The sequence below is a fragment of the Xanthobacter variabilis genome, assembly GCF_043831965.2.
Taxonomy (GTDB): domain Bacteria; phylum Pseudomonadota; class Alphaproteobacteria; order Rhizobiales; family Xanthobacteraceae; genus Xanthobacter.
The window spans coordinates 3,680,478-3,692,868 of the sequence record NZ_CM195533.1 but is presented as its reverse complement, the minus strand read 5'-3'; the positions used below and the strand labels follow the sequence as shown (position 1 = coordinate 3,692,868).

The following is a 12,391-nucleotide window of genomic DNA, read 5'->3' as shown; positions in this document are numbered from 1 at the left end:
GGTGGGTGGAACTGAGAAGACCGAGCCGGATGCAGCCTGCTGGATTCACTCTCGTCATGAACCTGGCCGTCGCGCTGCTGTTCGCGGCGAGCTATGTCACGATTGCGCTGCTGAATCCGGGCTATCGCGCACCGGTGTGGTTCGCCGCCAGTTATGGCGTGGGCGTGCTGACGCCGGTGGCGCAGCTGGGGCTGGCCTATAGCGGGTGGACCACGCCGTTCGTGATCCTCGTCTTCCTCACCTTTGCGATCGCTCTGGTGCTGATGGTGCCCGCGCTGGCCTTCTTTTACCGTCGGCGACCGCCCTGGCGGCTGGTGGCGGGGCTCGTGGTCTACGCGTTGCTCCTGTTGCCGCTGCAGGCCATGTTGCCGCATCCTTCGTTTGCCCGCGAACTGGCCTACCAATCGCCGTTCTTCATGGCGATGGCGGCATGCGTATGGGTGATCCTGCGTGACAGCCCGCGTCGCGCCGGCGATCTGGTGCTGGCCGGCAGTTTTGCCCTGCTGGCCCTGCACTTTCCCATAAAGGCGATGATCGCGGCCCAGATCGGCACGGGGGCCAGGCCCACCGACTATATCGGCACCACCTACGCCCTCATCTCCCAAGTGAGCTCCGGCATCCTGCTGGTGGCGACCGGACTCCTGCTGCTCATCAAGGCCCTGCAAGCGGTGATTTTGGAAAAGCAGGCCGATGCGGAAACCGATCCTCTGTCCGGCCTCATCAACCGGCGCGGCTTTGACCAGCATGCGGAGCGGCTCCTGGAAAGGGCCGCCGCCTCGGCTTGGCCGGTTTCGCTGCTGCTGCTGGACCTCGACCATTTCAAGGCCGTCAACGACGTCCACGGCCATGCGGTGGGGGATGCCGCCATTCGCGCCTTTGGTGCGACGCTGAAGCGCAGCGCGCCACAATCGGCCGTGGTGGCGCGGATCGGCGGTGAGGAATTCGTGGTGCTGCTGGATCGCACCGGATTGGAGGGCGCCTGCCTTCAGGCCGAGGCGCTGCGGGTGGCCACCGCCACCTGCGCGGAGGAGGGGATTCCCGCGCTGACGGTGAGCATCGGCGTGGCCGAAGTGGGCCCGGGCTATGACCTGCGCAGCACCTTCCGCCACGCGGACGCAGCCCTTTATGCGGCGAAGGATGGGGGGCGCAACCAGGTTTGCCGCGCCGCGCAAAAGCGGGCAGGGGCCACTCTCGCGCCACTTTAAGTTATGGTAAATTATGTTTTAAAAACAGAGCGTTAATGCTGTCTGCTCAAGCGTTTCATCGACTTGTGTCCGCCTAGCGGTTGGGCCGTGTGACGATGAAGACGGCGAGGATTGCGAACAGCGCGGCGAGGAAGATCAGCACGCCCTGCGGCGCTCCGAAATACCATGAGCCGGCAAATGAGCCGACGAAGCTGGAGAGGGCGAACAGCTTGGCCACGGGCGGAATCGCCCCGGTCTCGCGCCAGCGGACGACGCTGGGGCCGAGATAGCGGTGGTTCAGCAGCCATGCCTCCACCCGCGGCGAGGAGCGCGTGAAGCACCAGGCGGCCAGGATGAGGAAGACCGTGCCCGGCATCATGGGCACGACCATGCCGATGATGCCGATGATGAGGAACACCACTCCGGCGGCGAACAGGATCTGCCTGTAAAGGGCGGAGCGCATGGCGCGCGCATCCACGCGCCGCTGGCCCTGGCGCGTGCCGGAAGGGGCCGCGCCGCCGTCACTGACAGGGCCGTCGCTGACCGGGTCTGGGCCGCCAGGGGGCAGTGGCTGGCGCGATGGGGAAGTCATGGGGTCGACCATGCCGGCTCCGTTTGGCCAGGGCAAGGGGCGGGATGCGCCGGCTCCGGCCCCGGGGTTTGATCGCGTGCGGCGCGCGTCGGGCGATGTCAGCCCGCTGAGAGCAGCCGCACGGCGGCGTCGCGCTCATGGAGATAGAGCAGGGTGTGAAGCGGCTCCGATTCCGGGGCGCTCAGCTCGGGATCCTCGCGGATGATGGCCGCGGCGGCGGCGCGGGCGGCTTCCATCTCTGCGCCATGAAACTCCTGCCGGGCGATTCGAAAGCCGGGCATGCCGCTCTGCCGGGTGCCGAGCACATCGCCTTCGCCGCGCAGACGCAGGTCTTCCTCGGCCAGCCGGAAGCCGTCCTGGCTCTCGCGAAGGACGGAAAGGCGAGCCTTGGCGGTTTCGCTCAGCGGGCCGCGATAGAGCAGCAGGCAGGTGGAAGCCTCTTCCCCGCGCCCCACGCGCCCGCGCAGCTGGTGCAACTGGGCCAGGCCAAAGCGTTCGGCGTGCTCGATGACCATCAGGGTGGCGTTGGGCACGTTCACCCCCACCTCGATCACCGTGGTGGACACGAGCAGGCGGGTCTCGCCCGAGGCGAAGCGGGCCATGGCCGCATCCTTCGCTGCGCCGGACATGCGCCCGTGCACCACATCCACCTTGGCGCCGAAATGGGCCTTGAGATCCTCGAATCGTTCAGTGACCGAGGTCAGGTCCGAGGCTTCGCTCTCCTCCACCAGCGGGCAGATCCAATAGGCCTGGGCGCCCTTCGCCAGGGCGCGGCCGACCCCCGCCACCACCTCGTCGAGCCGCTCCATGGGGAGGGCGCGGGTGTCCACCTCCTGCCGCCCCGGGGGCTTTTCCCGCAGCTCGGAGGAATCCATGTCGCCGAACAAAGTCAGCACCAGGGTGCGGGGAATGGGGGTGGCGGTCATCACCAGCATATCGACGCCCTGGCCCTTGCGCGCCAGGGCCAGGCGCTGTTCCACGCCGAAGCGGTGCTGCTCGTCCACGACGACGAAGGCGAGGTCTTGAAACGCAACATCGTCCTGGATGAGGGCGTGGGTGCCGATGAGGAGCTGGGTGCGCCCCGCCGCCAGGTCGGCCAGCAGCGCCGCCCGCGCCTTGCCCTTTTCGCGCCCGGTCAGCACCGCCACCCGGATGCCGGCCGCCTCCGCGAGGGGGGCGATGGTTTCCAGGTGCTGGCGGGCGAGGATCTCGGTGGGCGCCATCAGCGCCGCCTGCCGGCCCGCTTCCATGGCGGTGGCGGCGGCCAGCAGCGCCACCACGGTCTTGCCGGACCCCACATCCCCCTGGAGCAGGCGCAGCATTCGCCGCTCGGCCGCAAGGTCGGCGCGGATCGCTTCCAGCGCCTGCTGCTGCGCGCCGGTGAGGGCGAAGGGCAGGGCGGCGAGGATGCGCCGCGAAAGGCTGCCGTCGCCGACCGTGGAGCGTCCGCCCGTGCGCTCTTCCCGGGAGCGGACGAAAGCAAGGGTGAGCTGGTGGGCGAGCAGCTCGTCAAACGCCAGCCGGCGCCAGGGCGCGCCGGTGGGCACCGCCTCCTCGGGCGATTGCGGGCGGTGGATCCGGGTGAGCGCCTCGCGAAAGGCGGGCCAGCCCTGGGCGGCCCCCAGCGCCGGAGGGATCCACTCCGCAAGTTCGGGCACCCGACCGAGGGCGGCCTCGATGGCGCGGCGCAGATAGCCGGGCGCGAGGCCCTCCACCAGCGGATAGACCTGTTCCACCGGCGGCAGCCGGGCAAGCCCCGCAGCGTCGAGGATGCGATCCGGATGGGTCATCTGCCGCATGCCGTCATAGAGCGCGATGCGGCCGCACAGCCAGCGCGTCGAGCCCACCGGCAGCATGTGTTCCAGCCGGGCGCGATCCATCTTGAAATGCGCGACCACCAGGCTGCCGCTGGCATCTGAAACATAGGTGCGGTGGGGCGCCCGGCTGCCTTCCGGCGGGTGCTGGTGGCCCTCCACATGCACCTCAAGCGTCACATCCGACTCGGGAATCGCCTCGGCAATGGAAGGGCGCGCGCGCCGATCCACGAACTGCGACGGCATGTGGAACAGCAGGTCCAGCACCCGCGGCGGATCACGCCCGAGAAGGCGCGCAAACGGGCGCAACAGCTTCGGGCCAATGCCGGGAAGACTGTCGAGAGGCGCGAACAGCGGATCGAGCGAAGCCGGGCGCATGGGGCAGGGGAGGGGATGATCTCTTAAAGCAGCCTGCGAACTTAAAGTTAAAGTTCAACTTGAGATATGGCAAATTTTCCTATTATTTCAATGTGTCATCTCAGGCTGTGGATGTGGGGCATGAGCGGCGGGGGCAGTGAGGGCGAAAAGGCGGAGCGGATGGCGTTCATCCTGGCGCTCCGCCAGCACGGCATTCGCGACGTCGCGGTACTGCGCGCCATGGAGCTCGTGCCGCGTCCGCTGTTCGTGGATCCGCAGTTGCGCGCTCACGCCTATGACGATGTCTCGCTGCCGATTCCCTGCGGGCAGACCATGTCGCAGCCGAGCCTCGTCGCCACCATGACCGAGGCGCTGGGCGCTACGGCCGAGCATGCCGTGCTCGAGGTGGGGACTGGCTCGGGCTATCAGGCGGCGGTCCTGTCGCATCTGGCGGCGCGAGTGGTGACGGTTGATCGCTACCGCACCCTCGTGTCCGAGGCGGTGGCCCGCTATGAGGTGCTGGGCCTGCGCAATCTGACCGCCTATGTGGGCGACGGCATGCAGGGCATGTCCTCGCGGGCGCCGTTCGACCGCATCATGGTCACCGCCGCGGCGCGGGAAATTCCCCCCGCCTTGCTGGAGCAGCTGAAGTTCGGCGGCGTGCTGCTGATCCCCCTGGGCAAGGGCGACGAGGTGCAGATGCTGGTGCGCGTGGTGAAGGAGCACTCGGGCAATCAGGTGCGCGAGCTGATGCCGGTGCGCTTCCTGCCGCTCATTCCGGGCACGGCGGCCACACTGTGAAAGAATCGCGTTTCGCCAGCGGCCTCTGGCCTTCGGTCTGATTGCGGAGCATGGGCGGCTGCCCTATCCAGGTTGAGAATTCGTGAAATGGGGTCGAGCCGTTGCGGACCTTTTCTGCACTTGGGTGGCGTAACCTTCTTGCGTTGCTGGTGGTGTCCGCCGTGGTCGCGGGCTGTGGCGGGCGGCCGAGCGGGGTTCTGATTCCCGTTCCCGACGATGTGCCCGGCACGTCCCATGTGAATATGGCGGTGGCCACGGTGCGCGCCCGCACCGATGGGCCGGACGTTTATACCGGCGAGCGCGGCGGCGCCCCAAGCTTCATGGAAATCGACGTTTCCATTCCGCCGGACAGCGCCCGCGCGGCCGGCGACGTGCAGTGGCCGAAGACGGTGCCCGGCAATCCGGCCACGGACTTCGTGACCACCCGTCTGGAGGACATGACCCAGGAGCAGGCCGTCAAGTGGTTCAACACGCGCATCAAGCGCACGCCCGGCCGGCAGGCTCTGGTGTTCGTGCATGGCTATAATCAGCGCTTCGACGATGCCGTGTTCCGCTTCGCCCAGATCATCCACGATTCCGGGGCGGACGTGACGCCGGTGCTGTTCACCTGGCCGTCGCGCGGCAGCCTGCTCGCCTATGGTTATGATCGCGAGAGCACCTCTTATTCGCGCGATGCCCTGGAACGCCTTTTGACCTTCATGGCCAAGGACCCGAACGTGGGAGAGATCTCCGTTCTTGCCCATTCCATGGGCAATGTGGTGACCCTCGAGGCGCTGCGGCAGATGGCCATTCGCAACGGCCACATCCTGCCCAAGATCAAGAATGTGATGCTGGCCGCGCCGGACGTGGATTCGGATGTGTTCCGCACCATCTTCCGCGAGTTCGGCGAGCCGCGGCCCAACTTCACTCTGTTCGTCTCGCAGGACGACAAGGCGCTGGCGGTGTCGAAGCGGGTGTGGGGCGATGTGCCGCGCATCGGGCAGGTGGATCCCACCCAGGAGCCCTATCGCAGCGAGTTCGAGAAATACCACATCACCGTTCTCGACCTCACCAAGCTGAAAACCGACGACCCGCTGAACCACGGCAAGTTCGCCGCGAGCCCGGAGGTGGTGCAGTCCATCGGGGCGCGACTCGCCCAGGGCCAGACCATGACCGATTCTCGAGTTGGCCTGGGTGAACGCATCGTGCAGTTCTCCACCGATGCCGCCTCCACGGTGGGCACGGCCGCGGGCCTCGTCATCGCCGCACCGGTGGCGGTGGTGGATCCCAATACCCGTGAGCATTATTCGACTCACGTGAACCAGCTGGGCAGCAGCATCTCCGATACCGCAAATTCTGGTGCGGAGACCGTGGCGGCTCCCGCGGCGCAATAGGCGTCGCGGCGGGGCAACACTCCGGCGGGCGCGCCGAAAGCGCGGCGCTGGGCTTGTCCCAACAAGGTGTTGCGGTCTCTTGCCCGCGCATCGCGCGGTGGCCGCGACGGTGAGGCGCGTGCTTCGCGCCTCCCTTTTTGTATTCCCTAAGGGAATGATGCGGGCGCCGTCCTTCAGGTCGCGTTTGCAATCGCCGGGGCGGTGGTTATAGTCCGCCCGCTTCGCCGCCTCCGGCAGTGCATGGGACGCATCCTTACGGCATGGTCCCGACCTCTTGACCCCAACAGACGAACGAGGACGCAAATGTTCATCACGCCTGCTTTCGCCCAGGGCGCTCCGGCTGCTGGCGGCGGGGCCGACATGCTCATTCAGCTTGCCCCGTTCCTGCTGATTTTCGTGGTCATGTATTTCCTGATCCTGCGGCCGCAGCAGAAGCGGGCCAAGGCGCACCAGGAAATGGTGACCGCCCTGCGCCGCGGCGATGTGGTCGTGACGGCTGGCGGCCTGGTGGGCAAGGTGTCCCGCGTGGTGGACGAGAACGAGGTCGAGCTGCAGATTGCCGACAACGTGCGCGTTCGCCAGATGCGCTCGCAGATCGCCACCGTCCGCTCGAAGGGCGAGCCGGCGAAGGACGAAGCGGCGGCTTCCTGATTCCATTAGATCGCGCGACATGCTGCACTTCTCTCGACTCAAAACGGCGGCGATCCTCATCACGGTCGCCCTCGGCATCCTGTTCGCGCTGCCCAATGTGCTGCCGCAGAGCGTGCTTTCGCATCTGCCCACATGGCTGGCGTCGAGCCGGGTGACCCTCGGCCTCGACCTCCAGGGCGGCTCCCACATCCTGCTGGAAGTGGACGGCGACGCGCTGCGCAAGGAGCGCGCCGAGCAGGTGCGCGACGAAGTGCGGCGTGTGCTGCGCGATCAAAAGATCGGCTACAGCAACCTCGCCGTCCGCGACACCACCATTTCCCTGCGTCTGCGCGACCCCGCCGACATGGAGAAGGCGCTGGCGGAGCTGCGCAAGCTTGCGGCGCCGGTCACCAATGCGGTGTTCGGCGGCAGCAGCGGCGAGATGGACCTGACCGTGTCCTCCGGCAGCGAGGGCGCCATCACGCTGCAGCTGACCCAGGCGGGCCTGGATGCGCGCATGCGCTCGGCCGTCGATCAGTCCATTGAGATCATTCGCCGCCGTATCGACCAGCTCGGCACGGTGGAGCCCAACATTCAGCGCCAGGGTCTCAATCGCATCCTGGTGCAGGTCCCGGGTCTGCAGGATCCGCAGCGGCTAAAGGCGCTGCTCGGCCAGACGGCCAAGCTCTCCTTCCGCATGGTCGACCAGTCCATGTCGCCGGAGCAGGCGCTGGAAGGGCGCGCGCCGCCCGAGTCGGACCTGCTCTATGGCCAGGATGGCCGGCCGTATCTTGTGGAAAAGCAGGTCCGTGTTTCCGGTGAGGATCTGGTGGATGCCCAGCCGGGCTTCGACCCGCAGAACCGCGAACCCATCGTCTCCTTCCGCTTCAATTCCAACGGCGCCCGGCGCTTCGCCGCGACCACCCAGGATGCGGTGGGCCGTCCGTTTGCCATCGTGCTCGATAATCAGGTGATCTCGGCGCCGGTGATCCGTGAGCCCATTTTGGGTGGATCCGGCCAGATTTCCGGCTCGTTCACGGTGCAGCAGGCCAATGACCTCGCCATTCTGCTGCGCGCGGGTGCTCTGCCCGCGCCGCTGAAGGTGGTGGAAGAGCGCACGGTGGGCCCGAGCCTCGGTGCCGATTCCATCGAGGCCGGCAAGGTCGCTGCTTATGTGGCGACGGGCCTCGTGGCGGTGTTTATGATCGCGGTCTACGGCCTGTTCGGCGGGTTCGCCCTGGTGGCGCTCGCCGTGCACGTGACCTTGATGTTCGCGCTTCAGTCGCTGCTGGGCGCGACGCTGACCCTGCCCGGCATCGCCGGCGTGGTGCTCACCATCGGCATGGCGGTGGACTCCAACGTCGTGATCTTCGAGCGCATCCGCGACGAGGCCCGCGAAGGGCGGGCTGCGATTTCCGCCATCGACAAGGGCTTCGTGAACGCGCTCGGCACCATCCTGGATGCCAACGTCACGTCCCTTGCGACGGCGGTCATCCTCTTCCTCATGGGTGGGTCGGGACCGGTGCGCGGCTTTGCCGTCACCTATATCCTCGGTCTGCTCACCACCATGTTCACGGCCTACACCCTCACCCGCCTGATGATTGCCTGGTGGGTGAAGTGGCAGCGTCCGGCCAAGCTGCCCATCTGAAGGTGCGCCGCTCATGCCTTTGATCGACTACATTCCGGCGCACACCCATATCGGGTTCATGAAGCTGCGCCGTTTCAGCTTCCCCTTCTCGGCAGCCATTTCCGTGTTCGCGGTGGTGCTGTTCGCGACGGTGGGCTTCAACCTCGGCATCGATTTCCGCGGTGGCACGCTCATCGAGGCGCAGACCTCGCAGGGATCGGCCGACGTGGGCGCGCTGCGCGAACACCTCATCGACATTGAAATCGGTGATGTTCAGATCCAGGAGTTCGGTTCGCCGCGGGACGTGCTGATCCGTCTCGGCCAGGTGGGCGAGAACGAGCAGGCGCAGCAGAACATCGTGAACGAGGTGAAGAACGCCCTCGGTCCCGATTACACCATCCGCCGGGTGGAATCGGTGGGCCCGAGCGTCTCGGCCGAGCTGGTGCGCCAATCCATCCTCGCCATGATTCTCGGCGCGGTGGCGGTGTTGGCCTATCTGTGGTTCCGCTTTGAGTGGCAGTTCGCGGTGGGCGCCATCGTGACGACGGTGCACGACATCTTCGTCACGCTGATGATCTATTCGCTGCTGGGCATCGATTTCGATCTCACCTCCATCGCGGCCATCCTCACCATCATGGGCTATTCGCTCAATGATACGGTGGTGGTGTATGATCGTATTCGTGAGATGCTGCGGCGCTACAAGAAGATGCCGTTGCCGGAGCTGCTCGATACGGCGGTGAACGCAACCTTCTCGCGTACCATCATCGTTTCCGTCACCACCTTCTTCGCAACGCTCGCCCTCTACTTCTTCGGAGGCGAGGTGCTGCGGGGCTTCTCACTGGCCATGACGGTGGGCGTGGTGATCGGCACTTATTCCACCATCTTTGTGGCGGCGCCGATCCTCATCCATCTCGGGTTGCGCTCCAGAACGGTTGAGCCGAAGGCCGAAGAGCCCGCCAAGGCTGGGCCTGAGGACGTGCTGAGCGTGGAGGAGGCCGCCGAGTTTATCGAGGCCGAGGAAGTGGTGGAGGGCAAGTCCGCTCCGGCCTCCGCTGCCACGGTGCCCGCCAAGAGCGTGGCGAAGGCCTCGGGCAAGGGGCCGAAAGGCGGCAAGAAGAAGAGGTGAGGCCATGACCGCGCGGCCGGACGACTCCTTCCTGCCGCGGCAGGTGCCTATCGACGGCTACGGGCCGAAGTTCTTCCATTTCGCCGGCATGTCCCATGCCGGCTCGCTTCTGGCCTTGCCCTCCGGCCTGCGCCCCTGGGCGCCGGCTGCTTGGTCGGATGTCGATGCCGCAGCGCTCGCGCCCATCCTGGCGGAGGCGGGGGCATTCGAGCTTCTGTTCATCGGCACGGGGCGGGACCCCGCCCATTTGAAAGAGCCGCTGAAGCAGCTGTTGCGGGATGCGGGCCTGCGATTCGAGCTGATGCCCACGGGGGCTGCGGCGTCCACCTATAATGTGCTCCTGGAAGAGGGGCGCCCGGTGGGGGCAGCGCTGGTCGCGCTCTGAGCTCTTTCGGCGAAGAGGATGGCGGTGCGCCTTCTTTGTCCCTTGGCGGGCGAGGGGCTCTCGGCGTATCCAACGCCAATGTCTGCCGAAGCTCCATCCACTGACCGCCTGGAAGCGGCCTATGCCCATTGCGCCGATCTCGTGCGCGCGCAGGATCGCGACCGCTTCCTTGCGGCCCTGTTCGCGCCAGAGCCGGTGCGCCGCCACCTCCTGGCGCTCTACGCCTTCAACCTGGACGTGGCCCGGGTGCGCGAGCTGGTGCGGGAGGCGCTGCCGGGGGAGGTGCGCCTCGCGTGGTGGCGTGAGGTGATCGAGGGAGAGGGGCGCGGGGCGGTGGAGGGCCATCCCATCGCATTCGCGCTGCTCGACACGGTCGAGCGCTTCGGCCTGCCCAGGGCGTCCCTGATCAACCTCATCGATGCGCGCATCTTTGATCTTTACGACGATGCCATGCCGAGCCTTGCGGACCTGCAGGGGTACGCAGGGGAGACGGCGGGTGCTTTGCTGCAGCTGTCCGCTTTGATTCTGGCCCGCGACGCGGCGGCGGGCGCTGCGGAAGCGTCGGGCCATGGCGGGGTAGCCATCGCGCTCACGGGCCTGATGCGCGCGTTCCCCATCCATGCCAGCCGTGGGCAGTGCTTCCTGCCCCTGGACATGCTTGCGGCACATGGGCTCGACCGCGAGGCGGCGGCGGGTGGGAAAGATACTCGAGAGCTGCGTGCGGTGTTCGCAGATCTGCGCGCCGAGGCGCGCCATCATCTGAAGCAGGCGGGGCAGGCTTTGTCCGCGCTGCATCCCGCGACACGCAAGGCACTGGCGGCCCCCTACCTTACGCTGGCACTGGTGTCGGGCGACCTGAAGGCCCTTGCGCAGGTGCGCCATCCCTTCCGCGAGGTGCCGGGGCTGGCGCCGGTGTGGCGCACCTTTGCCCTTTGGCGGGCGGCGCGGAAGGCGGCCGCCGGCAAGGTGTGGGTGAAGGTGGACTAGGACAGGGCCGGAGTCTCCGCGCACCTGGCAGCGCCTATGCCGCGCCGCGACGCTGGTCCGCTGTGGCCGCCATGGTCTCCGCTCCCGGTTGCAGGGGGCAGCGTTGAAAAGGCGGAGGTGGAGGGCGCTGATGAGGGAGGCCACGGCAACGCTCAAGGTGACCCAAGCCAGTCGGCCCTAAATGCCGAGTTCTGCTACAAAAAGGCGGTCTTGGCCTGCGCCCTGGCGTTGGCCGGAGAGGCGGGAGCGCGAACGGGTCTCGTGTCTGCGGGCATTTCTCGAAGGTCGAGCGATCCTAAGGCCGAGCGAGTCCAAGCCTAGGCATCGCCTTGCAGCTGCAGGGCCCAGTTGATCACGTGGATCCTCGCCGGTGGCATCCTGGGCACTTTGGCCCCGGCGGCCACGATCAGGCGGCGGGGCGGGTGATGCGGTCGGTGAGGTTCAGGCGTGAGCGCGCGATCTCCGCCACCTGGTCGCGCTGCGCTGCGGAACTGGCCAGCGCATCGAGCATCTCGATCTGATTGCGTGCGATCAACAGCAACAGGTCGTCCCGCACACTCCCATCCTCGGCGCGCGGCAGAGCCGGGACGATCTGGAGATGGTCGAGATGGGGGCGGTCCGGCAGCTCGCGGGTGAGGTGCGCGCGCAGGTCCTCCACAGTTACCGGGGTGCGCGGCTCAACAAAGGCGTAGAGGCCGACCTTTCCACCGAGGGTCTGGAAATCAGACATGTGGGCATCAGCCACGGCGGGATGAGTCTTCAGCGTGGCGATAATGCGCGGGCCCACCTGGGTCACGCGCGGACCGCGACCTTCGGTATCTGAATAAGACAGCAGCCGCCGCGTCACGAAGCGGTAGACCTTCTTGCCGGTGGCCATCCATACGCGGGTGAGCACGCTCTTCTTGGCGAGCATGGCCTTTTCGCGGGGCGTGAGCTCGTCCGGGCAATAGGTGCGCTTGTGCTTCAGCAGGTGCCGCAGGTCCTCGTAAGCGAGCACCCGGCCGATCTTCCAGCGACGGCTGATGGGCAGGGCCAGCTGAAAATCCATGAGCCAGGCTTCGCCATCGGCTCCGCGCAGCCAATTCTGCTGCTTGGCAAGGTCGTTGTGCACATAGCCCGCGGAGTGGAGAATGTGTAGCGCCTTGCGGGCGGAGTGGAAGAAGTGGCTGTCGCCCGTGGGGCGTGCGATCTGCAGGGGCACGCCCTCCACCCAGCCACGCACCAGGAAGCGGTGGCCAACCGCCAGGAGCGGAGTGGTCACACCGGTGCGCGTCACCTTCTCCAGGGCCTTCACCTCGTGGGTCGCGAGCTGGCGGGCCAGCAGCGCGAGCCAGGGGGAAACCTCGTTCCAGCGCCGGCGCACGGCGGGCCAGGCCTGGCCCGAGGCGTCGGTCCAGGTGCCGCGTTCCACGGTGGAGAACACGTCGCGCTTCAGCACCGTGTCCACGGCGAAGCGGGACGGGTCGGCGTCATATTCGACGGGAGGAACGGGACGAGAGGTGCGCGCCATGTCCG

Annotated in this window: 11 protein-coding genes; 8 read left to right on the top strand and 3 right to left on the bottom strand. The window is 67.0% G+C overall.

Going from position 1 to position 12,391, the window contains the following annotated elements; genetic code table 11:
• Positions 1-56 precede the first annotated feature (56 nt).
• Positions 57-1,205, top strand: a complete 1,149-nt coding sequence (locus V5F26_RS16190; protein WP_394946470.1) for a GGDEF domain-containing protein — start codon at positions 57-59, stop codon at positions 1,203-1,205.
• A 73-nt stretch (positions 1,206-1,278) separates the two neighbouring features.
• On the opposite strand, the gene V5F26_RS16185 is transcribed toward V5F26_RS16190, so the two are convergent.
• Complete coding sequence (locus tag V5F26_RS16185; protein WP_394059316.1) at positions 1,279-1,788, bottom strand: YbaN family protein; 510 nt, start codon at positions 1,786-1,788, stop codon at positions 1,279-1,281.
• 86 nt (positions 1,789-1,874) lie between these two features.
• Entirely contained in the window at positions 1,875-3,968 is a 2,094-nt protein-coding gene (gene recG, locus V5F26_RS16180) for an ATP-dependent DNA helicase RecG (RefSeq protein WP_394946469.1), read from the bottom strand.
• Between the two features lie 120 nt (positions 3,969-4,088).
• On the opposite strand from recG, the gene V5F26_RS16175 reads away from it, so the two are divergent.
• The 7 genes from V5F26_RS16175 (at position 4,089) to V5F26_RS16145 (ending at position 10,876) form a co-directional block, all read left to right on the top strand.
• A complete protein-coding gene (locus tag V5F26_RS16175; RefSeq protein WP_234050772.1) occupies positions 4,089-4,748 on the top strand; it encodes a protein-L-isoaspartate(D-aspartate) O-methyltransferase in 660 nt (219 codons plus the stop codon).
• Positions 4,749-4,900: 152 nt separating this feature from the next.
• Positions 4,901-6,121 (top strand): alpha/beta hydrolase, encoded by a 1,221-nt coding sequence (locus V5F26_RS16170; protein WP_394059321.1) that lies wholly within the window; start codon positions 4,901-4,903, stop codon positions 6,119-6,121.
• A gap of 303 nt (positions 6,122-6,424) precedes the next feature.
• Positions 6,425-6,772, top strand: coding sequence for a preprotein translocase subunit YajC (yajC, locus tag V5F26_RS16165; RefSeq protein WP_234050770.1), 348 nt, complete (start codon positions 6,425-6,427; stop codon positions 6,770-6,772).
• A 19-nt stretch (positions 6,773-6,791) separates the two neighbouring features.
• Positions 6,792-8,399 (top strand): protein translocase subunit SecD, encoded by a 1,608-nt coding sequence (secD, locus tag V5F26_RS16160; RefSeq protein WP_234050769.1) that lies wholly within the window; start codon positions 6,792-6,794, stop codon positions 8,397-8,399.
• Positions 8,400-8,412: 13 nt separating this feature from the next.
• On the top strand, positions 8,413-9,504 hold the full coding sequence (gene secF / locus V5F26_RS16155) for a protein translocase subunit SecF (RefSeq protein ID WP_394059323.1): 1,092 nt from the start codon (positions 8,413-8,415) through the stop codon (positions 9,502-9,504).
• 4 nt (positions 9,505-9,508) lie between these two features.
• On the top strand, positions 9,509-9,889 hold the full coding sequence (locus tag V5F26_RS16150; RefSeq protein ID WP_234050767.1) for an Mth938-like domain-containing protein: 381 nt from the start codon (positions 9,509-9,511) through the stop codon (positions 9,887-9,889).
• A gap of 78 nt (positions 9,890-9,967) precedes the next feature.
• Entirely contained in the window at positions 9,968-10,876 is a 909-nt protein-coding gene (locus V5F26_RS16145) for a phytoene/squalene synthase family protein (protein WP_394946467.1), read from the top strand.
• A gap of 406 nt (positions 10,877-11,282) precedes the next feature.
• Here V5F26_RS16145 and V5F26_RS16140 read toward each other — a convergent pair whose 3' ends face one another.
• A complete protein-coding gene (locus V5F26_RS16140; RefSeq protein WP_394946466.1) occupies positions 11,283-12,386 on the bottom strand; it encodes a serine/threonine protein kinase in 1,104 nt (367 codons plus the stop codon).
• Positions 12,387-12,391 lie beyond the last annotated feature (5 nt).